Genomic DNA, 23652 nt, shown 5'->3' with positions numbered 1-23652 from the left:
CCGCAGTGACAGCGGATCGCCCGCAACGTAAGCCATCCGGAGATTGGCGCCGGCGTGCCGGCAACCACGGTTCTGTGAAACTCTCTTGGATACGGAACGGTACCAACGTTCTTCTGGGGCGGTCATGCCGCCAGGGCGCAGGCCTCACTCAGGCCGATGCTTGATCCCGATGGGTGTCTGGCGCGATCCGTGATGCGGACGCAGCCATCAACCGAAGAAACGGGCGCGGTTCGAGCACAGTGGCTGAAAGCGACCAGCGAAAGATTTGGCAGCTTGCGCTGCCAAAAAAAATGCGCTCGTCATCTTGACGACCGGCCGGCTAATGGGTGTCACCGTAATCCAAAAACGTCAGGTCTATCAGTAAGATGCTGAACTACGGGCCAATTTGAGTGGCATGGTACAGTTGGGTGGGCTCGAACCACCGACCTCCTGTTCCACAGACAGGCGCTCTAACCAACTGAGCTACAACTGCATCCTTGCGAGCCGCACCTTGGGCGCCCTGAGAGGGCCGGTCACCGAGGGGGGCTGGACGGGGCGGAAACTAGGTGCAACGGCCGTTTTTGGCAAGGCCGCAAAACCCGATAATCGGGCCTCGAACAACGTTATTTCCAAAGCAAAACCCGGGCTTCGCGGCCCGGGTTTCCTAATCAATTCAGGCCCAATCCGCTCAGGCGGCGGGGTAGAGCTTCGAGGCAGAGGCCTTGATCGGCTCGGCAGTGGCGCTGGCGACGCGCTGGGTGATCTCGGCCAGCTCCTTGGCCTGGGCCTGGAACGTCTCGAGCTGCTTCTTGGCGTGGCCGGTCCAGAGCTGGAAGGCGTCGGTCGGCGACTTCACGCCGAGCAGCTCCTGGGTGAAGTCCAGATGGGCCGTGGTGTTGGCCTTGGCGAATTCCATCAGCTTGGCAGTGTACTCGTTCGCGCCCTTCGAGGCGTTGGCGAACACGGCCTCGATGGTGCCGTTGTGGGTTTCGGCGGCGTCCTTGAACTTGGCGTAGTTCTCGCGGGCCTGCGAAACGCCCTTTTCGGCGAACGCGCGCACCTGCTCGGGGACCTCGAACGGAATGATCGAGGCAGAAAACGGATCAGTCGCACCTGTCATGGTTGTCCCTCACGATAAAGAAGAATGGAGTGAGCCTTCTGGCGCGCCCGCCGACCCAACCGGGGCCATTTCTTCTTGCGAACTGGCGGGTACGAAAGACTGGAAAACGCAGAACAAACGAGATGGCTCGTCCAGCGCCCAGCAGTATCGCTGCCTAACATGTCAACATTGTGCAGCGCAACGCGATCCGGAGGCGCGTGCGGAAATTTAATCCCGGGGAGAGTGAGGTTCCCGGGGTGGGGAACCGGGGGTTGAGTTATTTTGCCGTCCGATGGATTTCCGGGCTCGCGACTTCGTCGCGCCCCGGAATGACAGAGCGGGCTAATGCTTCGGCTTGGTCGCATCCATCGCCGCGCGGCTGACGATCTGGCCTATTTCGCTGGCCTGCTCGGCCAGGGCCTTCATCTGGGCCTGGACGTATTCGCTGTGCAGCCGCATCACCTCGGCGACATCCTTGGCGTGGACCAGCGACTGGGCATAATTGAGCGAGGCGTGCACATTGGTCTCGGCGAAGGCGATCGCCCTGGCGCCGATGTCCTTGGCGCCGGCGCGCATGGAGGCACCGCGCTCCTCGATCGAGCCGGCGGCGGCCTCGGCGTTGGCGAGCAGTTTTTCGAAGGCGTCGCGGGCCTGCTTAAGACTGGATTCCGCCACGTTGCGCATCTCCGGCGGAAGGTCGAAAGGCTCATGGGACTGATCGGTCATGGCTGCGGCTCCTGTCATGTTGTGCCGGTTTTGCCGAATCCTGCGGATGCAACGACGCGGCGGCTTGCGGGTTCAGCCACATTAAGGTTATCGCGGCTTTAGGACGCGCCCGTTAAGCTCGGGCCGTGGACCTGCCCGCCGCCGCGGGCGATACTAACCCTTTCTTAAGGCTGTCATTCCCGGCAGTCCCTGACGTGACGCCAACAAGCGAGACTTAAAGCCGGTCGGATGACGAGTTCGGATTTCCAGTTGCGCGGCGTCGGCGATCCCAGGCTGTCCGTGCATGCGACCTCTCCGCTGCCGGCCTGGCTGTGGTCGCCCGACGGCAGCCGCGTGCTGTGGGCCAATGCGGTCGGGGCAAAATTCTTCGGCGCGGCCAATGCGGCTATCCTCGCGGCAAAGACGTTCGGGCCGGCCGACGTCCATCGCCGCCAGATCACCCGCCTCGCCCGCCAGCTGCCGGCGAGCGGCGCCATCAGGCTCGAACGGCTGCGCGGCTTCGGCGCCCGGCTCGGCACGCTGATGACCTGCGCCTGCGCGCGGCTGACCTTTGCCGATGGCGGCGAAGGCGTGCTTGTCACCGCGATGGATGCGGGCGCGCGCACCATGCCGCTGGTCGAGCGGCTGCATCGGCTCGTCGACGGTGCGGCCGTGCCGATGGCAGCGTTCGCGCCCGATGGCATGTTCGCCGGCGCCAGCGAAGCCGCCCGCCCCCTGCTCGGCTTTCGCGATCTCGGCGAAGCCGGCCTCGAGCAGGCGCGCAGCGATGCGCTGGCGCAAGGTCGCGTCGAGCTGCCGATCGGGATCGGCAAGATGGTGCTGCAACGGGTCGGCACCGGTGCCGATGTCGGCCTCGTCGCGCTGATCGAGCCGGCGATCGTGCAGGCTGCGGTGGTGGCCGAGAGCGCGCCTGATCCTGCGCCGCAGGCCATCGAGACGCCGCCAGCGAACGAGCCCGCCGCGGGAATCGACCTGTTCGACGCCTTTGCCGATCTGGACGAAACGCCTGAGACGGCCGAGACGCTCACGCCCGAGCCGCCCGCGCGCGAAGCGGCGCCGGAAACACCGGTTGAAAACCCGCCCGCAGCCATCGTGCCGCCGCAAGCCGCGCCGATCACGGGCGGCATGGTCGAGCCGCCTGGACATGCGGAGACACCGCGCCAGCATCCGCTGCGTTTCCTGTGGCAGATGGATGCGGAGGGACGCTTTGTGCTGGCGTCCAGCGAGTTCATCCGCCTGATCGGCCCGCACACCGCGGCCGGCTTCGGCCGGCCCTGGCGCGAGATCGCCGAAGCGTTTGCGCTCGATCCGGACGGGCGCGTGGCGCAGGCGCTTGCCAGCCACGACACCTGGGCCGGCATCACCGTGAACTGGCCGGCCGATGGCGGCGAGCATCTGCCGGTCGAGCTTGCAGGCCTGCCGGTCTACGACCGCGAGCGCAACTTTGCCGGCTTCAAGGGTTTTGGCGTCTGCCGCGATCTCGACGGCCTCAACCGGCTCGAGGCGCTCAGGCGCTACGAGCTGTTGTCAGAGCAGCGTGTGCCGCAGAGCCTCAGCGCCGATATGGTCGAGCCTGATCCCGAGGAGGGGGCGCCGCCTCCGCCGATCGAGCCGCCTCCGCCACCACCTGAACCTGAACCGCCCGTACTCATCACCGAAGCGAATTCACAGCAAACCGATCTGGAAACATCCGTGGAAACGCCTCCCAATGTCGTACCGTTCCGTCCGCCCGGCGACGCCAGATCACAGGGTGATCAGAGATCGCCGACGCTGACGCCGGTCGAGAACAGCGCGTTCAACGAGCTCGCGCGACAATTATCCGAGCGACTCGAACGCGAGCGCGAGACGATTGCATCCGTCGCAGCCGAGCCGCCGACGGACGAGGTCACGCAGGAAGCACCGACGCCGGAGCCTGAGGCGCCGCCGGCCGCGGCCGAATGGCTGACCGAGCCCGCGCCGCCCGCGCGCGGCGACAGCACGCGCGACCGCGCGCTGCTCGATCTGGTGCCATCAGGCATGCTGATCTACCGGCTCGATCGCCTGCTCTACGCCAACCCCGCGTTCCTCACGCGGATGGGCTATGCCAGCCTGACCGCGCTGGAAGATGCCGGCGGGCTGGATGCGCTCTATGTCGAGCCCGGCGTCTCCGCCGCCAGCAGCACGTCGCAGGCCGGCACGCCGGTGACGATCAGTGCTGCGATCGCCAATGGCGAGCAGCCACTGGCGACCACGGAAGCGCATCTGCACACGATCGACTGGGACGGCGCCAGCGCGCATGCGCTGATCTGCGCGCTGCCCAATCCTGCACCTGTCGTGGCCACGCCTGTTGTCGCAGCGCCCGCGATGGCCGAGCCGGTGGTGGTGATCCCCGACCTGCCGGAGTCTGAGGCCGACTTGGAATCCGAGCTGGAGGCCGGCGATGCCGAGGCCGAAGATCTCGCCGCGATCCTCGACACCACGGCCGAGGGCATCGTGATGTTCGATGCCGAAGGCAACATCCACGCCTGCAACCGCAGCGCCGAAGCGCTGTTCGGCTATGACGGCGAAGCGCTGATGCAGCAGAATCTGCTGACGTTGTTCGCGCCCGAGAGCCAGCAGATCGTCGTCGACTATCTCGAAAGCATCAGGAGCGAGGACATCGCGAGCCTGCTCGATCACGGCCGCGAGGTGCTGGGCCGCGAGAAGAAGGGCGGCGTGCTTCCGCTCGCCATGATCATGGGCCGCACGCGGCCCGACGGCCCGAATTTCTTTGCCGTGTTCCGCGACCTCTCGCAAAGCAAGAAGGGCGAGAGCGAGCTGACGCAGGCGCGACGCCTGATGGACGGCGCAGCGAACGCCAAGGCCGACATGCTGGCGCGGATCAGCCACGAGATCCGCACGCCGCTCAACGCCATCATCGGCTTTGCCGAGGTGATGATCTCCGAGCGTTTTGGTGCGCTCGGCAACGAGCGCTATGGCGAATATATGAAGGACATCCGCGCCTCCGGCGAGCGCGTGATCACCATCATCGACGATTTGCTGGAGCTGTCGCGGATCGAGACCGGCAAGCTCGATCTCAGTTTCACCAACCTCAACCTCAACGACCTCGTGGAAGCCTGTGTCACCGTGATGCAGCCGCAGGCCAACCGCGAACGCATCATCATCCGCACCTCGCTCGCGCATGCGCTGCCGCAGGTGACGGCGGACGCGCGCGCGCTGCGTCAGGTCACGATGAATTTGATCTCGAACTCGATCCGGCTTGCCAGCGCCGGCGGCCAGGTCATCGTCTCGACCGCATTGAACGATCGCGGCGAGATCGCGCTGCGGATCCGCGACACCGGCCATGGGCTGACCGAGACGGAAGTCGCAGCCGCGATGGAGCCGTTCCGCACCCCGCCACCGGGCGACGCCGCGGACAATTCCGCGCTGAGCCTGTCGCTGACCAAGGCGCTGGTCGAGGCCAACCGCGCCCAGTTCAACATCAAGAGCGCGTCGAATTCCGGCACGCTGATCGAAGTGGCGTTCGCGCCGGTGGTGGCAAGGGCGTGAGGTTCACGTCATGTCCGGGCATGACGGCGCGGAAGCTTCAAGCCGCGCGCACGGTATCCAGGAACTTGCCGACCTCTAACTTCAGCCGGTTGCTGTCGCCCGACAGCGACCTGGCCGCGGAGAGCACCTGGGTCGATGCCGAGCCGGTCTCGACCGCGCCCTGCCGCACATTGCTGATGTTGGCGCTGACCTGCGTGGTGCCGGCCGCCGCACTCTGGACGTTGCGCGATATCTCGCTGGTCGCGGCGCCCTGCTCCTCGACGGCGGCCGCAATGGTGGACGAGATCTCGGACAGGCGCTCGATCGTGCCGCCGATGGTCCTGATCGCGCCGACGGACTCGTTGGTCGCGCCCTGAATGCTCGCGATCTGCTGACCGATCTCGCCGGTCGCCTTCGCCGTCTGCTCAGCCAGCGCCTTCACCTCGGAGGCCACGACGGCGAAGCCGCGCCCGGCTTCGCCCGCACGCGCCGCCTCGATGGTGGCATTGAGCGCCAGAAGGTTGGTCTGGCCCGCGATCGCGTTGATGAGCTCGACCACATCGCCGATGCGCGCGGCGGCCTTTGACAATTCGCCGACGCGATCATTGGTGTGCCCGGCCTGGCTGACGGCCTCTCCGGCGATGCGCGCGGAGGCCTGCACCTGGCGGCTGATCTCGGTGACGGAGGCGGTCAGCTCCTCGGCGGCGGACGCCACCGACTGCACGTTGGTCGCGGCCTCCTCCGACGCAGCTTCGACCAGCGTGGCAAGCTCGGTCGAACGGCTCGCGGTCGTCGTCAACGACGTCGCCGACGCCTCGAGCTCGGTGGCAGCGGACGACACCGTCTCGACGATCTCGCCGATCGCGCCCTCGAAATCGTCAGCCATCCTGATCATGTCGGCGCGTCGGCGCTCGGCGGCGAGCTTGTCCTGCCTGATCTTTTCTTCCGCCTCCTCGCGCGCCTTCTGCTCGGCGTTGATCTTGAACGTCTCGACGGCTTGCGCGATCTCGCCGATCTCGTCGGGGCGGCCGAGGCCGGGCAGCACGATCGCGAAATTGCCCTTGGCCAGCTCGATCATGGCCGCCCGCATCGCGGCAAGCGGCTTTGCGACCGAGCGGCCAATGAAGATGCCGAGCCCAAGCACGCCGGACGCGATCAGCGCGATCGCCACGGCGATCCAGAACTGGATGCCGTCCCGCTCCGCATCGTTGCGCCGGTCGGCCTCGGCGCGGATGCCGTCGACCGATTTCGAGACCTGCTCGATGACAGGTTCGACCGTCGAGAACGCCTCCGACATCGCCTTCAATTCCGTCGCGAGCTTCAGCGCGGTCTCCAGCCAGGCGGAGAAGTCGCGCTGATAGTCGGCGAGCCTCGCGCGCAGCTCGGCCTTCGCGTCGTCGGGAACTGCGGCGGCGTCGACGCCGGCCAGAAATTCCGACGCGCGCTTCTTCATCTCGTCGCCGTATTTGGCATTACGACGCAGCATGAAATCCTTCTCGTGCCGGCGCATCATCAGCATGATCACCTTGAGCGCGGAATTCTGGAGTTGGTCGACCTTGCTCTCGATCTCGTGGACGGAGGTCCGCAGGCGGCCTTCGAGGCCCGAATTCTCGTCAAGCCCGAGACGCTCCCGCTCCGCGACCACCGTGGCGAAACGGATCTGATAGATCTTCAGCGCTTCGTTCATCGCATCGATCTTTTGCGCGAGCTCGGGCTTGCCGAGCGCCGCGATCCTGCCGCGGAGCTTTTCGATATCGCGTGCGACCTGGCGCGAGATTTCGAGCTGACGCTGCGCCCTCGCCGGGTCACTGCGCAGCAGAAAATCCTTTTCGGCGCGGCGGCCTTCGAGCAGCTCGACCGCAATATTGTTGTTGAGCTCGAAGACCGTGCGCGCGTTCTCGGCGGCGTCGCGCGACAGGCCCATCGCCCGCTCGCCGTAGAGATGAATGCCGCCGATGAGGACGACACCGACGACGCCGATGACGCCGATCGCAGTGATCTTGTGGGTGAGGCGAAGAGCGAGAAGCCGCATCTTGGTACCAAGCTAGAGTGACCGATGCGGTTGATGAAACCCTGATGCGTAGAAACTTCCGTTAATTTGCGGGCACGTGGAACTACGTGTTTTTGTCATAAAGCTCGCCGCCAGGATGTGTTGACCGTTCCCCACGATACCGCTGATGGCGGCTTCTGCACTGTGACGTGCACAAGCCCGTTTATGACCACCGCGGCGCTCATCGCGAATCAAGGGTTCGCGGGCGGCAGCACCGAGAACTCTTCGCCGCTCATTTTCCGAGCATCTGGGCGTCTTGCTACCCTGAAGACTACCCCTGAAGAGGACTTGCAGCGTCGACTCGGTTGAGCAACGCTCGCGCAATTTCAGAACAGCTATCTTCTATTTTTGTGAGGGCATCATGCCTGACATATTGGAAGTTCTGTTGTGGTGCGCAGCATTGGCGACATGGCTGATGCTTCTCTTCGCAATCGTCGGCGAGATTCTCAAACCGCTCTCAAAGAGCATCCGCCGACTGGTCGCGCAAGCTTTCAAGCTCTACGTGAAGTGATTGCCGGTCACAATACTCGATCGAAGCTGAACCGGCCCGCGCCAGTGACGAAGATCAACATGGCCCCGCCCATGATCGAGATATTCTTCAAGAAATTATTGTACTGATTGATCTGCTGCCCACCGGCGGGATATTCCCAGTAGCGATGTGCAATCGCGGTTGCCATCAGCACGAAGACAAACATCAGAACTGCGCAATAGCGCGTACGGATGCCCAATATCAAGCCCGCGGATATGACGACTTCCAGCGTGATATTCACGATCGTGAACAGCTCAGGCGCTGGAAGATTCAGCGATCGAAAATAGCCCACCGAGCCGCTGAAGTCGGCTATTGCTCCGTACGCGCTTCCAACGAACACCCATGCCAGCAGAACACGGCCAATCAGGAGCAGTGCGCCAGTTCCGGCTGTGGCGACCCCATCGGCTGTCAGAAAATCCGAATCAGCTTTCATCGGTAGATCCCCAGGGTGTTTTGTGCAACGCCGGCTGGAAACATTTAGTACCGAGAGCACACAATAGCATGAACGGGCGGACACATGAAGCGCCCGTGCCGGCTGTTTGGCACGGCGGCAAAGCACGTCGAGCTACATACGAAAAAGGCACGGCGCTTGCGGCGCCGTGCCTTTCACATTCAGATGGCCTTGATCAGCTGTAGATCTCGAACAGGCCGGCGCCGCCCTGGCCGCCGCCGATGCACATGGTCACGACGCCCCACTTGGCCTTGCGGCGGGCGCCTTCCTGCAGCAGGTGGCCGGTGAGACGGGCGCCGGTCATGCCGAAGGGATGGCCGATCGCGATCGAGCCGCCGTTGACGTTGTACTTCTCGGGGTCGATGCCGAGCTTGTCGCGCGAATAGAGGCACTGGCTGGCGAAGGCCTCGTTGAGCTCCCACAGATCGATGTCGTCGATCTTCAGGCCATGACGCTTCAACAGCTTCGGCACGGCGAAGATCGGCCCGATGCCCATCTCGTCGGGCTCGCAGCCTGCCGCAGCCCAGGCGACGAAACGGCCGAGCGGCTTGAGGCCGCGCTTCTCGGCATCCTTGGCTTCCATCAGCACCACGGCGGCGGCGCCGTCGGAGAGCTGGCTGGCATTGCCGGCGGTGACGAACTTGCCCGGGCCCTTCACCGGCTCGAGTTTTGCCAATCCTTCCAGCGTGGTCTCAGGACGATTGCATTCGTCGCGGTCCACCACGTAGTCGACAATGCTCTCGGCCTTGGTCGCCTTGTCCACCACCTTCATCTTCGTTTTCATCGGGACGATTTCGTCCTTGAACTTGTTGGCCTGCTGGGCTGCGGCCATGCGGCGCTGCGACTCCAGCGAATATTCGTCCTGGTATTCGCGGCTGAGCTTGTAGCGCTCGGCGACGATGTCGGCGGTGTCGATCATCGCCATGAAGATGGCGGGCGCGGTGTTGAGCAGCTCGGGATCGACCCATTCCTTCGGCGAGCCGCCGCCCGGAATCGAGATGCTCTCGACGCCGCCGGCGACGATGCAGTCGGCACCGTCGGAGCGGATCGAGTTGGCGGCCATCGCAATGGTCTGAAGCCCTGAGGAGCAGAAGCGGTTCACCGACACGCCGCCGGTCGACTTCGGCATGCCAGCGAGCAGTGCGGCCTGGCGGCCGATGTTCGGCGCGCCGTGGGCGCAATTGCCGAGATAGCAATCCTCGACATAATCCTTGTCGACGCCGGCGCGGTCGACCGCGTGGTGGATGGCGTGGGCCGCGAGCGACATCGGCGGCGTGATGTTGAACCCGCCACGGCCGGACTTGGCCAGGCCCGTGCGCGCGTAGGAAACGATGACGGCTTCACGCATTGTTTTCTCCCTTTTCGAACGATTGGTACGGAGCGTGCTGGCGCCATTGGTACACAAAGTTTGGAGGGTGCGGGAGAAATAAAAACGCCGCCTCCGATGATTGAGGCGGCGTTGTTCCGCGGGTCGGAATATCAATGTGAGCGTCGCTCTATCCGCTCGTCATACCCGGGCTTGTCCCGGGCATCCACGTTCTTCGGACCGCGCGGCAAGGCGTGGATGGCCGGGACATAGGCGAGCGGAAGCGACGCCGTCCTTCGGACGGCTATGCCCGGCCATGACGCAAGAGGCGAAAGCTCGATCAGAACGTCAGCGCCTTGACCTGCTTGACCTGCGGCAGCGCTTGCACCTTGGCGAGCACATCCGCCGGCACCGCGCCGTCGACCTCGACCAGCGCGATGGCATCGCTGCCCTGGGCGACGCGGCCGAGATGGAAGGTCGCGATGTTGATCTTGGCGTCGCCGAGCAGGCCGGCGAAGTGGCCGATGAAGCCCGGCTTGTCCTCGTTGGTGACGTAGATCATCGACTTGCCGAACTCGGCGTCGACGCGGATGCCCTTGATGTCGACGAGGCGCGGCTTGCCGTCGTGATAGACGGTGCCCGAGACCGACCGCTCCTGGCGCTCGGTGGTGACCGTGACGGTGATCAGGCTCTCATAGTCGCTCTGGGCGGCGCGGACGATCTCGTCCACCACCATGCCGCGCTCCTTGGCGACCACCGGCGCGGACACCACGTTGACCTCGCCCAGCATCGGCCGCAGCAGGCCCGACAGCACCGCCGAGGTGATCGCCTTGATCTTCATCTCGGCGACGTGGCCCTCATAGGTGATCTCGACCTTGAGGATGCCGCTTTCGGTGAGCTGGCCGGCGAACGAGCCGAGCTTCTCGGCGAGCGCGATGAACGGCTTCAGCTTCGGCGCTTCTTCCGCGGTGATCGAGGGGAAGTTCACCGCGTTCGAGATCGCGCCGGTGAGCAGATAATCCGACATCTGCTCGGCGACCTGCAGCGCGACGTTTTCCTGCGCTTCCGTGGTGGAGGCGCCGAGATGCGGCGTGCAGATCACGTTGGGATGGCCGAACAGCACGTTCGTCGTCGCGGGCTCCTCGACGAAGACGTCGAAGGCGGCGCCGGCAATGTGCTTGGAGTTAAGTGCATCGACCACGGCCTGCTCGTCGACGAGACCGCCGCGGGCGCAGTTGATCAGACGCACGCCCTTCTTCATCTTGGTGATTGCGGCCGCATCGATGATGTTCCTGGTCTTCTCGGTCAGCGGCGTGTGCAGGGTGATGAAGTCGGCGCGCTTCAAGAGGTCATCGAGATCGACCTTCTCGACGCCGATGTCCTTGGCGCGCTCCGGCGACAGGAAGGGGTCGAACGCGACCACCTTCATGCGCAGCCCGAGCGCACGGTCGGCGACGATCGAGCCGATGTTGCCGCAGCCGACGATGCCGAGCACCTTGCCGGTGATCTCGACGCCCATGAAGCGGTTCTTCTCCCACTTGCCGGCCTGGGTCGAGGCGTCGGCCTGTGGTATCTCGCGGGCGAGCGCCAGCATCAGCGTGATGGCGTGCTCGGCGGTCGTGATCGAATTGCCGAACGGCGTGTTCATCACGATGATGCCCTTGGCGGTCGCAGCCGGAATCTCGACATTGTCGACGCCGATGCCGGCGCGGCCGATCACCTTGAGGTTGGTGGCCTTCTCCAGGATCTTGGCGGTCGCCTTGGTCGCGGAGCGGATCGCGAGGCCATCGTAATTGCCGATGATCTCGGCGAGCTTGTCCTTGTCCTTGCCGAGGTTGGGCTGGAAGTCGACCTCGACGCCGCGGTCTTTGAAGATCTGCACGGCAGCAGGCGAGAGCGCGTCGGAAATGAGAACTTTGGGTTTGGTCATGGGGATGTGTCCTTCGCCGTCCCTAAGGGGGATCGGCCCGAGGGCCGAAATGGGTAATTGCGCGGAAGCTCTTTGCTCTCCCTCTCCCCGTTCTTACGGGGAGAGGGTTGGGGTGAGGGGCAGCCACGGGCGAGGTGCTCGTGGAGAGAGCCCCTCACCCGGATCGCACCGGACGATGCTCCGCATCGCCGGGAGCGACCCGGCCTCTCCCCGTAAGACGGGGAGAGGCGAAAAGAAAACTTATGCTGCCTTGGCGAGCTGCGCCTTGGTCTCGGCAAAAGCCCAGTCGATCCACTGCGTCAGCAGCTCGACATCCCGGGCCTCGACGGTGGCGCCGCACCAGATCCGCAAGCCAGCCGGCGCATCGCGGTAGTAGGCGAAGTCGTAGCCGGCGCCTTCCTTCTCGACGAGAGCGACCAGCTTCTTGGAGAATTCGGCCTGCGCATCGTCCGTGAGCGAGGTGATCGCGGGATCGGTGAACTTCAGGCACACCGAGGTGTTGGAGCGGATCGCGGCGTCCTTGGCCAGGAAGTCGATCCAGGGCGTCTTCGCCTTCCAGTCGGCCAGCACCTTGGTGTTGGCGTCGGCGCGCGCGATCAGCGCCTTGAGGCCGCCGATCGACTTGGCCCAGCTTAGTGCGTCGAGATAATCCTCGACGCAGAGCATCGACGGCGTGTTGATGGTCTCGCCGACGAAGATGCCTTCGTTGATCTTGCCGCCCTTGGTCATGCGGAAGATTTTCGGCAGCGGCCAGGCCGGCTTGTAGGTCTCGAGCCGCTCTACCGCGCGCGGCGACAGGATCAGCATGCCATGCGCGGCTTCGCCGCCGAGCGCCTTCTGCCAGGAGAAGGTGACGACATCGAGCTTGGCCCAGTCGAGGGCTTGCGCGAATGCAGCCGACGTCGCGTCGCAAATGGTCAGGCCTGCGCGGGTCGCGCTGATCCAATCCGCGTTCGGCACGCGGACGCCGGAGGTGGTGCCGTTCCAGGTGAAGACGACGTCGCTGTTGGGATCGACCTTGGAGAGGTCGGGAATTTCACCGTAAGCCGCATTGAGCTTGGTGACGTCCTTGAGCTTCAATTCCTTGACGATGTCGCTGACCCAGCCTTCGCCGAAGGATTCCCAGGCGAGCGTGGTGACGGGCCGTGCCCCGAGCAGCGACCACAGCGCCATCTCGACCGCGCCGGTATCCGACGCCGGCACGATGCCGATGCGATAATCGGCCGGCACTTCAAGCACTTCGCGGGTCAGATCGATCGCGAGCCTGAGCTTGGTCTTGCCGACCTTCGCGCGATGCGAACGGCCGAGCGCTGCGTCCTTGAGATTTTGGGCGTTCCAGCCGGGGCGCTTGGCGCAGGGGCCGGAGGAGAAATGCGGCACGTTCGGCCGCGAAGCGGGCTTCGCTACAGTCATAATCTACCCTTCCAGATAGTAAGCCTCCCGTTGGGGGGAGGTGTCCCGCCGCGGCTGATACGGGAATCGGGAAGTGCAGTCAAGGAAGTTCCGGCGTCTCACGCTGGAGTGATGGCTCCTCCGGCACGATATCCGGCGATGCAACCGGGGCGAGTGCGTTCAGCAAGTCCGTGGCCTCGCTGATCAATTGCGCGGCGCGACGGCGGCTGCCGACCTTCAAAATGCACTTGTCGTTGGCCTGCACAACGTAATCGTTGCCAACCTTGATCATGGAATAGCTTGCCATCGAAATCCCCGAACCGACCGAGCCCGGTTTCAGACGCTGGCGTAGCACCGTTCGTTCCCCGATCAACGTGAACGACCAAGGGGTAGTTTATCAGCTCTTAAGATGAACGAACGCGCGATCCGATTGTGCAGCTTGCGCAACGGTCGCAAGATGCTGCATCAAAAGCGGACAGTCATGCCGGCGTGACTCGATGTAAATCCGAGACGCTTGTAGAAGCGCTGCGCGTCGACGCGGCTCTGATGCGTCAGCAATTCGACCAGATTGCAGCCCCGCGCCTTGGCTTCCGTCATCGCCCATTGCACCAATTGCTCGCCGATGCCGCGGCTGCGGCAATCAGAGGCAACGCGGACGTCCTCGAGCAGGCCGCGAATGCCGCCTTGCGAGCTGATGCCCGCGAGCACCGCGAGTTGCAGGCAGCCGACCACCCTGCCCTCGCTCTCGGCGACCACGAGCGCGAGATTCTGGTCTCGCTCGAGCCGCTCGAACGCCTGATAGTAGACGGCAGGAAGCGGATCCTCGACGCGCTCGCGGGCGCGGCCGAGATGATCGTCGGCGAGCATCGCCACGATCGCGGGAACGTCCTCGCGACGCGCCGGACGGATGGAGACGGACTTGTCGTTCATACGGGAAACTCCAGGATTCCGTGCGACGGATTCCGCGTGAGGGACTCAGCGCGCCGGCGGCAGACCGAGATAAGCCTCGGCTTCAGCGATCCAGCGGCGGATGGCGGCATGGCGGTCGAGATCGAAGCCGCCCTCATGCGCGAGGCGCGTATAGGCGAGCAGCGAGACGTCGGCGAGCGAGATCTCATCGTCCGCGAAGAAGCGGCTCGTTGTGAGATGCGCCTCCATGCGGTCGAGCGCCGCATAGCCGCGCTTGACCTTGTCGGGATCGAGCTCGGAGGGATGCTTGCCGAGATAGACCAGCTGGAAGCGGCACACCGCGATATAGGGCTCGTGGCTGTACTGCTCCCAGAACAGCCATTCGTCCATCTTGGCCGCGGCAAAGGCGTCGCGCGGAACCAGCGCGCTGTCGCGGGCGAGATAGCGGATGATGGCGTTGGACTGCGCCAGCGTGCGGCCGTCGTCGAAGGCTATGGTCGGCACCTGGCCGGCACCGTTCATCTCCAGGAATTGCGGCGTGCGCGTCTCGCCCTTGCGCGTATCGATCTCGATCCAGCGATAGGGCAATGCGAGCTTGTCGCAGACCCACTTCACCTTCAGACAATTGCCCGAGTTGCTATCGCCGTAAATCTGCATCGCTGCCGCCCCGCTTTCGCCCGGCAGAGCATCAGGACGGAAGCAGCCTGTCAACCGCGGCGCAGCGCAGCAGCGTCAGAACTTGTAGCCGAGCCCGACGCGCGCATTGTTCAGCGTCACCGAGGTGTTCATGACGGGCGAAAATTTCACGTACTCGTATTCCACGCGCGCGAACAGACCGTCCCAGATGCAGTATTCGACGCCGAGGCCGGCGGTCCAGCCCACCGCGAAGGCGTTGGTCCGGCGCTGCGTCTGCGCCTGCGACTGCGCTGGAACGGCCTGTGGCGCTCCGAAAGTGGTCGACGTCACCGTGACGCCGCCGACGACAATCGAATTCGTCACATCCTGACGCAAATCCACCGTGCTCGTTACCGAGCGAGAGACGTCCATTCGGCCGACGGCAGCGCCGGCGAAGGCATAGGGCATGAAATCGCCGCCGTCCCAACCGACGCGGCCGCGCAGCGTGATCATGTCCTTGACCTTTGCCGCGGCGGTGCCGGTCAATGTCACGTCGTAATTGTCGGTGACATTCGCGGCATGCGTATCGCCGGCCGGATTGACGATCGTAAGCGAGTTGCTACCCGACGTCGAAGTGGCGAGGTTGTTGAAGTAGGTGTAGGTGCCCTCGAGACTAAGAATGGCATCGTACCATTGCCAGTTGCGGCCGACGAAGGCGTTGAAATTGGTGCTCTGCGTGTTCGTCTTGTTCATGAGCGACCAATTGGCGGTCGGCTGCTGCAGCACGCTGTCACGGAAGATGAAATTGGTCAGGCCGACGACGCTCTGGCTGAAGTCGCTCGCGTCGGTGGAGTAGCCGGCGCCGCCGCCGAAATAAGTGCCATCCCAATTATGGGACGTCTTGGACAGACCGTCGGTGAAGCCGCCGCGCAGCACGGGCAGATCCGGCATGTCGGCCGCGTGTGCGGCGGACATAGATCCCAAAGCCGCCACCACCAACCAAAGCCTACGCATTGCAACGCTCCATCGAACTCGAACTTTCGCTCGTGATCATGGCTCGTTAACCTTAACCAATGGTTGCGCCGGAGGCTTTCGTCGCCGCCGAGCAATGAAAAATATGCCACGCAAAAACGGCGCGGGAGCATCCCGCGCCGTTAAGAGACATTAAGCGATGGGGCGAACGATCAGCCCTTGGTGACGAGCGGCGGCGGCATGTAGGCCGGCGGGCTGTTGAGCTCCCAGCGCACGCCGAGCTTGACGTCGTGCGAGGTGAGCTCCTTGATCTTGATCGAGGTCGGGCCCGAGCCGCTGTTGTCGAACAAGCGGTAGTTGCCAGGTGCGGCATCGCCGAGGTTCATGTAGCTGTAGGCCAGTTCAACAGTGAACCCGGGATTGACCTTGTAGGCGAGACCGGCATGGGCGGCCCAGGCAAAGTTCCACTTTCCGTTGTCGGCGAAGTAGGCGACGCTGTTGGCCAGGGGCGGAGTATTTCCCACGGTGTATGACACGCCGTCGTCGCGGAAGCCGCTGATCTTGTTGTAGGAGCCGCCAACACCGGCACCAATGAACGGCGTAATGCACCACCAGGTGCCGAGGTCAACGTAAGCGTTGGCCATGACGACCCATTCGGACTTGCTGCCGCTGTAGTTGTTGGAGCCGACGAAGCCGGGCCCAATGACGTTATCCGCACCATGCAGGTTAGCCTTGCCACGGTACTGGCCGATCACGTCGGTGCGAAACCAGTTGTTGAAGCGATAGCCGACACCGAGGTCGAACAGCGGCGACGAGTCGAAGCCAAGTCCCTCCGTCGTCTTCGTAAACCCAGGCCCGACGGCGCCCTCGATGCGCTTGGCGCTCTGGTTGGTCATGCCGACGTCACCGCGCAGGTACCAGCCGCCGAAGTCCGCGGGCGGGGCGGGCGGCGCGTACATGGGGGGCGGAGCCGCGATCGGCATATCGGCGGCGAACGCCATCGACGAGATCAGTGACGCCGCACCCGCGGCAAGGAGAGACTTAACGCTACGCATTGGCTTCGTCCTTATGGCCGGTGAGGCAAAATGCAGCTGCCTCACGTTCTGGAAACTCACAGGCGGACGATGGCAGCAAATGCTTAAGCGCCACTTAACCCTAATTTTTAAGGTTGATTTTTTCTCACTACACACGCGGATGCGGCGCAAGCGTTGCAAAAATGCGGCAGCCGCGCTCCGCAATTACTAACGATTGGTGAAGCTGCAATGCAGCGAAACGGGATCTGTTAACGCACGTGCCGCGGCAGCTTGGGCAGGAACACCGCAAGCAGCCCGATCGCCGGCAGATAGGCGCAGACCTGGTAGACGAACTCGATCGAGGTGTGATCGGCGAGCTTGCCGAGCACGGCCGCGCCGAGCCCGCCGATGCCGAAGGCGACGCCGAAGAACACGCCGGAGATCATGCCGAAGCGATGCGGCACCAGCTCCTGCGCGAACACGATGATTGACGACGTCGTCGAGGAGATGATGAGACCGATGATGACGGTGAGTACCGCGCTCGCGTAAAGCCCGGCATAGGGGAGCGCCAACGTGAACGGCAGCGCGCCGAGGATCGAGATCCAGATCACGATCTTGCGGCCGAAGCGATCCCCGAGCGGTCCGCCGAGAAACGCACCGACCGCGTTCGCCGCAAGGAAGATGAAGAGGTACATTTGGGCGGCCTGCGTCGACACGTTGAAACGGTCGATCAGGTAGAAGATGTAGTAGCTCGACAGGCTCGATACGTAGAGCTGCTTGGAGAACAGCAATGCCACCAGCACAACGAGCGCGACCGCGACGCGGCGCGAGCTCGGCGCGTCAGGATGGGCCTGCGCGACCACTGTCTTCTTCGCCTTGATCTGCGGCTCGTACCAGCGGCCGATGCGCCAGAGGATGACGATCGCGAGGAACGCGATCGAGGAGAACCAGGCGATGCTGCCCTGCCCGAACGGCACGACGATCAGGGCTGCGAGCACCGGCCCCATCGAGGTGCCGAAACTGCCGCCGAGCTGAAACACCGATTGCGCGAAGCCGTAGCGGCCGCCGGAGGCCAGCCGCGCGATGCGCGCGGATTCGGGGTGAAACACCGCCGAGCCGAGACCGACCAGGGCAGCGGCAATCAGGATGACGAGATATTGGTGCGCGGCGCTGAGCAGCAGCAGGCCGAAGAAGGTCGAGGCCATGCCGATCGACAGCGAGTACGGCTGCGCCTTCTTGTCGGTGTAGTGACCGACCACCGGCTGGAGCAGCGACGCCGTGAACTGGAACGCCAGCGTGATCATGCCGATCTGCGCGAAGTCGAGCGCGTAAGTGTCCTTGAGGATCGGATACACCGAGGCGATCAGCGACTGCATGGTGTCGTTGAGGAAGTGCGAGAAGCTGATGCCGGCGAGCACGACATAGGCCGGCCCTGCGGCGCCGGGCGCGATGTCGGCGACGACGACCGGCTCGGTCAGTGTTTCCTCGGAGACAAGAACTGGCTTGTTCAATGGATCGATCCCGGCAGGCGCGGCGAACCGCCACACTGCCTAACTACGATGACCGTGGTGGCCGAACCACCACCAATCGTCGATAGCTGGAATGCGTGTGTTTGCCCTTCTTCCCTTGCTGGAGAGGGTTTCTATCCGCGAGCCTGGAATCGTAGGGTGGGCAAAGGCGCACTTGCGCCGTGCCCACCATCAATATCGATCCAACATTGCAGCAGAAGCGGTGGGCACGCTTTCGCCTTGCCCACCCTACGATACTGCCACAAGGGGAGAAGGAAGGCGCTCTCGGCTCAAGCCGCCGCGGCCTGGCCCAGCGCGGAGACGATGGTGTCGACGATGTCCTCGATCAGGACGCGGTCCTCGCCCTCGCCCATGACGCGGATCACGGGCTCGGTGCCGGAGGAGCGGATCAGCAGGCGGCCGTGGCCGTTGAGCCGCTTCTCGCCGTCGGAGATCGCCGACTGCACCTCGGAATCGTCGAGCGGCTTGCCGCCCTTGTGGCGGACGTTCTTGAGGATCTGCGGCAGCGGATCGAAGCGGTGGCAGACTTCCGACACCGGCCGGCGCAGCTTCTGCACCACGGCCAGCACCTGCAGCGCGGCCACGAAGCCGTCGCCGGTGGTGGCGTAGTCGGACAGGATGATGTGGCCGGACTGCTCGCCGCCGAGATTATAGCCGCCGTTCAGCATCTGCTCGAGCACGTAGCGATCGCCGACCGGCGTGCGCACGAGATCGAGCCCCTGCCCTTGCAGGAAGCGCTCGAGGCCGAGATTGGACATCACGGTTGCAACGATGCCCGGACGTGACAGCCGTCCGTCGTCCTTCCAGCTCTGCGCGATCACCGCGAGCAGCTGGTCGCCGTCGACGACATGGCCACGCTCGTCGACCAGGATGACGCGGTCCGCGTCGCCGTCGAGCGCAATGCCGATGTCGGCCCGCATCTCGCGCACCTTCTTCGACAGCGCCTCCGGCGAGGTCGAGCCGCATTCCTTGTTGATGTTGAAGCCGTCGGGCTCGACGCCGATCGGCACCACGTCGGCGCCCAGCTCCCACAGCGCCTCCGGCACCACCCTGTAGGCGGCGCCATTGGCGCAATCGACCACGACGCGCAGGCCGTCGAGCGAGAGGTCGCGCGGCAGCGTGCGCTTGGCGAATTCGATGTAGCGGTCATGCACGCCGTCGATACGGCGGGCGCGGCCCAGGCTCGCGCTTTGTGCGAGACGCTTGTCGAGGGATTCGTCGAGCAGCTGCTCGATCTGCTTCTCGACATCGTCGGAGAGCTTGAAGCCCTGCGGGCCGAACAGCTTGATGCCGTTGTCCTCGAACAGATTGTGCGAGGCCGAGATCATCACGCCGAGATCGGCGCGCATCGACTTAGTCAGCATCGCCACCGCCGGCGTCGGCATCGGGCCGACCAGCAGCACGTCCATGCCGACAGAGGTGAAGCCCGCGACCATCGCATATTCGATCATGTAGCCGGACAGCCGGGTGTCCTTGCCGATCACGACGCGGTGGCGGTGGTCACCGCGCTGAAACGCAAGGCCTGCGGCCTGGCCGACCTTGAGCGCGAGCTCCGGCGTGATCAGCCCGTTGGCGCGGCCCCGGATCCCGTCCGTCCCGAAATATTTGCGGCTCATATCGTCCCCCACGCAACAACCAGGGATCCCCACGACAACCTCCGGGTGCCCGAACGGGCCCCGCATCCCTGATTTGCTGGGATCTTATAATCCCTGCGCCGCTAAATTGGCTTCAAAAAATGTGATTAATCATTACGAGACCGGGACCGCCGGCGTCCCGGTAACTCCTTGTTAACATTATATTTCCGGTTTGAGGGCCGGAACGAAGCGGAACCTGACCTTAGTCCGTGCGCTTCACATGACCGTCCGCACGGCTCGGCGCCGGCTGGGTGACGTTGACGGGATCGGAGCCCGGAAAGGTCTCTTCCAGCCCCTCCTCCAGCGCTTCCTCGAGGTCGCGCTTCTCCTTGATTTCTTCCGGCGAAGGTCCTCTGTGCGGCTTGGTCATGGCGTCCCTCCCGCAAACGATTTGGCTGTGCATCCAACCATGCTAGATGACCTCGAAACCTTCCGATGCAAGGCTCCTAGCATAGGCCTCTTGATATGAGCCTCTTGATACAAGACGGGCCGGGGAAACGTTCATGAAGCACATCACCTGTATCGACGATCTTCGCGCTCTGCATAAGCGCCGCGTGCCGAAGGCCTTCTTCGACTATTGCGACCGCGGCTCCTATGCCGAGGAAACGCTGCGCGCCAACCGCGAGGACATGCAGGCGATCAAGTTCCGCCAGCGCATCCTGGTCGACGTCTCCAGGCGCGACACCTCGACCACGATCCTCGGCGAGCCCTCGACCATGCCGCTGATCCTGGCGCCCGTGGGCCTGCTCGGCATGCAGCATGGCGACGGCGAGATCCATGCCTGCCGCGCGGCGCAGGCCGCCGGCATCCCGTTCACGCAATCGACGATGTCGATCTGCTCGATCGAGGACATCGCGGCCAATGTCGAGAAGCCGTTCTGGTTCCAGCTCTACGTCATGAAGGACCGCGGCTTCATCAAGGAGCTGGTCCAGCGCGCGATCGCGGCGAAGTGCAGCGCGCTCGTGCTGACCGTCGATCTCCAGGTGATCGGCCAGCGCCATGCCGACATCAAGAACGGCATGACCATCCCGCCGGAATGGTCGCTGTCGAAGTTCATCGATTTCGCCACCAAGCCGGCCTGGGTCGCCGGCGTGCTGCAGGGCAAGCGCCGCACCTTCGGCAACATCGCCGGCCACGTGAAGAACACCGAGGACCTCAACCGCCTCGCCGAATGGACCGCCTCGCAGTTCGACACCTCGCTGAACTGGAAGGATGTCGAGTGGATCCGGAGCATCTGGCCGGGCAAGCTCGTCATCAAGGGCATTCTGGACGTCGAGGACGCCGAGGAAGCGGCCAAGACCGGCGCGCAGGCGCTGGTGGTGTCCAACCATGGCGGCCGTCAGCTCGACGGCGCGCCGTCCTCGATCGAGGTGCTGCCCGAGATCGCCGACGCCGTCGGCGAGAAGATGGAGATCATGTTCGACGGCGGCATCCGCTCCGGCCAGGACGTGATGCGCGCGCTCGCGCTCGGCGCAAAATCCTGCATGATCGGCCGCGCTTATGCGTATGGCCTCGGCGCCGGCGGCCAGGCCGGCGTCGCCAAGGCGATCGACATCATCCAGAAGGAGCTGCTCACGACCATGGGCCTGTGCGGCGTCAACAGGATCGACGAGATCGACGATCATGTGATTGCGGTCGCGCCCTAGAACAGTTGCCGTAGGGTGCGCAAAGCGAAGCGTGCCCACCAACTCTTACGAAACGCAGGAAAGCGGTGGACACGGCGCCAGTGCGCCTTTGCCCACCCTGCGAGTCCAGCGCTCAGTCGCTCACATCGGCGGCGTCAGGCCATCGCGGCCGACATTGACCCGGTTCGCTTCCAGCGTGCCGTCATCCTTCTTCGCCGCACCAAAGATGATCAGCTTGGCGCCGGGCTTGATCTCGGACTTGTCGCTGGCGACGAAGGTGACGATCGGGGTCTCCGGCGGCACCACGACCTTCTTCTCGCCGTCCTTGTATTTGACCGTGATGTTCTGGCCGTCGGTGCCCTTGACCGTCTGCGCTACGGTGGCGTTGGTCATGGTCGAGTTGGCGCGCGCATCCCAGGGGCGGAAGCCTTCAGCGGCGCCGCGCTGGTTTTCCGGAAAGATATGGACGGCAATGGCCTTCTGCGTGCCGTCGGGCTCGGGCATGGCGGTGACGCCGATATAGGAGCCCTCCTTGATCTCGGAGAGCTGCGTCTTCACCACCGCGAAGACGGCGACGTTGTCGGTCATCTTCACCTTCACATCGGTGCCCTCGCGCGTCTTGATGCCGAGGGTGTTGCCGTCGATGCTCTCGATGGTGCCGCGAATGCGCACGGTCGGCGCCTGCTGCTGCGCTGAAATGGATGATGTAACGATACAGGCGACGAATGCTGCCGCGACGGCGCGCGGCATCCAGTTGTTCAGGCTTGGCATGATGGTCCCCTTCAGGGTTTGCGGCGATCAGACAGGGCAACCCCGTCTGACCGCCGCTATTCCCTGAATTCCGATCACATCGGCGGGGTCATACCGTCACGGCCGACATTGACGCGATTGGTCTCGAACGAGCCGTCGGGCAATTGCTTCATGAAGGCGATGACCTTGGCGCCGGCCTTCAGCTCGGACTTGTCCGCGGGCACGAAGGTCACCACCGGTGTCATATCGGACACGAACACTTTCTTCTCGCCGTCCTTGTACTTCACCAGCAGCGTATGGCCGTCGTTGCCGACAACGCTCTCCGACACAGTGGCATTGGTCATGCTGGAATTGGGCTTGAGGTCATAGGGCCGCGAGCCTTCGCCGGTGCCGCGCATGCTCTCCGGAAACACGTGGACCTCGACGGCGTTCTCGCCACCGTCCGGTCCCGGCACGGTGGTGGCGCCGACGAAGGAGCCGACCTTGATATCGGCCAGCGAAATCTTGGTGACGCCGGCCACGCGCAGGTCGGAAGCGATGTGAAGCTTGACGTCCTCGCCGCTGCGCGACTTGACCAGCAGAGTGTCACCCTCGACGCGCTCGATCGTGCCGCGCACGCGGGTCGGCACCGGCGCCCTTTGCGCGACGGCCGCGAGGGTGGAAGCAGCCACCATCGCAACAGCGATGAGCGGGCGCGTGAAATTTGCACGTTGGATCGTCATGACAGTCTCCGATTATCCCCACGGATAGTGAACGCCGGAGACGGCGCACTATTCTCTCAAGTCTTTGTGAGATCGGCCTCGACCAGCTCGCGCAGTTCCGCACTCACCTCGGGCCTCCGGCCGAACCACAGCTCGAAGCCGCGCACCGCCTGGTGCAGGAGCATGCCGAGCCCGTCGGCGGTGTCGAGCCCGCGGGCCCTGGCTGCCGCGAGCAGCGGCGTCACCAGCGGGACATAGACGAGGTCGGCGACGACGGCCCCTTGCGGCAGCCGCGCCACATCAACATCGAGTGAAGGCTGGCCGTGCATGCCGAGCGAGGTCGTGTTCACGAGAAGTTTTGCGCGCGGCAGGACGTCGTTGATCCCGTCCCAGGCAAGCGGATGCACGTTCGGCCCGAATTGCGCCGCCAGCGCCTCGGCCCGCGCCAAAGTACGGTTGGCGAGATGAACGCGGCCAAAGCCGCGTTCGAGCAGGCCGAACACCACCGCGCGCGAGGAGCCGCCGGCGCCCAGCACCAGCGCTTCATCCGCCTTGTCCCAGCCGGGCGCGCTGGCGTCGAGATTGCCGAGAAAGCCTTCGACGTCGGTATTGGTCGAGCGCAGCTCACCGTCGGCAAACCACAGCGTGTTGGCGGCGCCAATCGCCTTGGCGCGCGCGTCGGGGGTCGACAGCTCCAGCACGCCGACCTTGTGCGGAATGGTGACATTGGCGCCGACAAAACCACGCAGCGAGAGCCGCAGCACGAAATCGCGCAGGTTCTCGGGCGGAACCGCCTCGATGACATAGCCGCCTGCGATGCCGAGCGTGCGCAGCCAGTAATGATGGATCAGCGGCGAGCGCGAATGCGCGGCCGGCCATCCGATCAAGCAGGCTGCGGGCGATTTGAGCGCGGTCATCTTTCCCTCGGGTCGTGT

At 64.3% G+C, this 23652-nt stretch carries 21 protein-coding genes and 1 tRNA gene; 3 read left to right on the top strand and 19 right to left on the bottom strand.

The window, feature by feature from the left end:
- Window positions 1-395: 395 nt before the first annotated feature.
- From ABIC09_RS20030 to ABIC09_RS20020, 3 genes are all read right to left on the bottom strand, one after another.
- A tRNA-His gene (locus ABIC09_RS20030) sits at window positions 396-472 on the bottom strand.
- A gap of 195 nt (window positions 473-667) precedes the next feature.
- Window positions 668-1099: a phasin gene (locus tag ABIC09_RS20025; protein WP_148751179.1), complete on the bottom strand. Its 432-nt coding sequence runs from the start codon at window positions 1097-1099 to the stop codon at window positions 668-670.
- Window positions 1100-1420: 321 nt separating this feature from the next.
- Window positions 1421-1804 carry a phasin family protein gene (locus tag ABIC09_RS20020; protein WP_354110300.1) on the bottom strand — a complete coding sequence of 128 codons (384 nt, stop codon included), beginning with the start codon at window positions 1802-1804 and terminating at the stop codon, window positions 1421-1423.
- A gap of 228 nt (window positions 1805-2032) precedes the next feature.
- On the opposite strand from ABIC09_RS20020, the gene ABIC09_RS20015 reads away from it, so the two are divergent.
- On the top strand, window positions 2033-5332 hold the full coding sequence (locus tag ABIC09_RS20015) for a PAS domain-containing sensor histidine kinase (protein WP_354110299.1): 3300 nt from the start codon (window positions 2033-2035) through the stop codon (window positions 5330-5332).
- Window positions 5333-5369: 37 nt separating this feature from the next.
- Here the strand turns inward: ABIC09_RS20015 and ABIC09_RS20010 are convergent, their stop codons facing one another.
- Complete coding sequence (locus tag ABIC09_RS20010; protein WP_354110298.1) at window positions 5370-7343, bottom strand: methyl-accepting chemotaxis protein; 1974 nt, start codon at window positions 7341-7343, stop codon at window positions 5370-5372.
- Between the two features lie 379 nt (window positions 7344-7722).
- On the opposite strand from ABIC09_RS20010, the gene ABIC09_RS20005 reads away from it, so the two are divergent.
- Window positions 7723-7872, top strand: coding sequence for a hypothetical protein (locus tag ABIC09_RS20005; RefSeq protein WP_187434832.1), 150 nt, complete (start codon window positions 7723-7725; stop codon window positions 7870-7872).
- 7 nt (window positions 7873-7879) lie between these two features.
- Here the strand turns inward: ABIC09_RS20005 and ABIC09_RS20000 are convergent, their stop codons facing one another.
- The 12 genes from ABIC09_RS20000 to ABIC09_RS19945 form a co-directional block, all read right to left on the bottom strand.
- On the bottom strand, window positions 7880-8323 hold the full coding sequence (locus tag ABIC09_RS20000) for a DoxX family protein (protein ID WP_354110297.1): 444 nt from the start codon (window positions 8321-8323) through the stop codon (window positions 7880-7882).
- Between the two features lie 193 nt (window positions 8324-8516).
- A complete protein-coding gene (locus ABIC09_RS19995) occupies window positions 8517-9689 on the bottom strand; it encodes a thiolase family protein (protein ID WP_354110296.1) in 1173 nt (390 codons plus the stop codon).
- A 298-nt stretch (window positions 9690-9987) separates the two neighbouring features.
- Window positions 9988-11577, bottom strand: a complete 1590-nt coding sequence (gene serA, locus ABIC09_RS19990; protein WP_354110295.1) for a phosphoglycerate dehydrogenase — start codon at window positions 11575-11577, stop codon at window positions 9988-9990.
- Between the two features lie 240 nt (window positions 11578-11817).
- Window positions 11818-12990, bottom strand: a complete 1173-nt coding sequence (locus ABIC09_RS19985) for a phosphoserine transaminase (RefSeq protein ID WP_354110294.1) — start codon at window positions 12988-12990, stop codon at window positions 11818-11820.
- 79 nt (window positions 12991-13069) lie between these two features.
- Entirely contained in the window at window positions 13070-13276 is a 207-nt protein-coding gene (locus tag ABIC09_RS19980) for a hypothetical protein (RefSeq protein WP_354110293.1), read from the bottom strand.
- A 158-nt stretch (window positions 13277-13434) separates the two neighbouring features.
- Window positions 13435-13899: a GNAT family N-acetyltransferase gene (locus ABIC09_RS19975; protein ID WP_354110292.1), complete on the bottom strand. Its 465-nt coding sequence runs from the start codon at window positions 13897-13899 to the stop codon at window positions 13435-13437.
- A 45-nt stretch (window positions 13900-13944) separates the two neighbouring features.
- Window positions 13945-14535, bottom strand: coding sequence for a glutathione S-transferase family protein (locus ABIC09_RS19970; protein WP_354110291.1), 591 nt, complete (start codon window positions 14533-14535; stop codon window positions 13945-13947).
- Window positions 14536-14610: 75 nt separating this feature from the next.
- Window positions 14611-15507, bottom strand: a complete 897-nt coding sequence (locus ABIC09_RS19965; RefSeq protein WP_148751168.1) for an outer membrane protein — start codon at window positions 15505-15507, stop codon at window positions 14611-14613.
- 170 nt (window positions 15508-15677) lie between these two features.
- Window positions 15678-16520 carry an outer membrane protein gene (locus ABIC09_RS19960; RefSeq protein ID WP_187434831.1) on the bottom strand — a complete coding sequence of 281 codons (843 nt, stop codon included), beginning with the start codon at window positions 16518-16520 and terminating at the stop codon, window positions 15678-15680.
- A 227-nt stretch (window positions 16521-16747) separates the two neighbouring features.
- Window positions 16748-17989, bottom strand: a complete 1242-nt coding sequence (locus tag ABIC09_RS19955; protein WP_354110290.1) for an MFS transporter — start codon at window positions 17987-17989, stop codon at window positions 16748-16750.
- A 287-nt stretch (window positions 17990-18276) separates the two neighbouring features.
- Window positions 18277-19623 (bottom strand): phosphoglucosamine mutase, encoded by a 1347-nt coding sequence (gene glmM / locus ABIC09_RS19950; RefSeq protein ID WP_148751165.1) that lies wholly within the window; start codon window positions 19621-19623, stop codon window positions 18277-18279.
- Between the two features lie 220 nt (window positions 19624-19843).
- Window positions 19844-20011 carry a hypothetical protein gene (locus ABIC09_RS19945; RefSeq protein WP_187434829.1) on the bottom strand — a complete coding sequence of 56 codons (168 nt, stop codon included), beginning with the start codon at window positions 20009-20011 and terminating at the stop codon, window positions 19844-19846.
- 133 nt (window positions 20012-20144) lie between these two features.
- Here ABIC09_RS19945 and ABIC09_RS19940 point away from each other — a divergent pair, with 133 nt between their 5' ends.
- A complete protein-coding gene (locus tag ABIC09_RS19940) occupies window positions 20145-21287 on the top strand; it encodes an alpha-hydroxy acid oxidase (protein ID WP_148751164.1) in 1143 nt (380 codons plus the stop codon).
- A gap of 120 nt (window positions 21288-21407) precedes the next feature.
- Here the strand turns inward: ABIC09_RS19940 and ABIC09_RS19935 are convergent, their stop codons facing one another.
- The 3 genes from ABIC09_RS19935 to ABIC09_RS19925 all read right to left on the bottom strand — a co-directional run bounded on the left by ABIC09_RS19935 (window position 21408) and on the right by ABIC09_RS19925 (window position 23634).
- On the bottom strand, window positions 21408-22037 hold the full coding sequence (locus ABIC09_RS19935) for a single stranded DNA-binding domain-containing protein (RefSeq protein WP_148751163.1): 630 nt from the start codon (window positions 22035-22037) through the stop codon (window positions 21408-21410).
- Window positions 22038-22111: 74 nt separating this feature from the next.
- Window positions 22112-22738, bottom strand: a complete 627-nt coding sequence (locus ABIC09_RS19930) for a hypothetical protein (RefSeq protein WP_148751162.1) — start codon at window positions 22736-22738, stop codon at window positions 22112-22114.
- A gap of 56 nt (window positions 22739-22794) precedes the next feature.
- A complete protein-coding gene (locus tag ABIC09_RS19925) occupies window positions 22795-23634 on the bottom strand; it encodes a shikimate dehydrogenase (RefSeq protein ID WP_354110289.1) in 840 nt (279 codons plus the stop codon).
- Between the last annotated feature and the right edge of the window lie 18 nt (window positions 23635-23652).

Origin of the sequence: Bradyrhizobium sp. S3.12.5 (assembly GCF_040548225.1) — a bacterium.
Lineage (GTDB): Bacteria > Pseudomonadota > Alphaproteobacteria > Rhizobiales > Xanthobacteraceae > Bradyrhizobium > Bradyrhizobium cytisi.
This window is presented reverse-complemented; position numbering and strand designations above follow the sequence as displayed.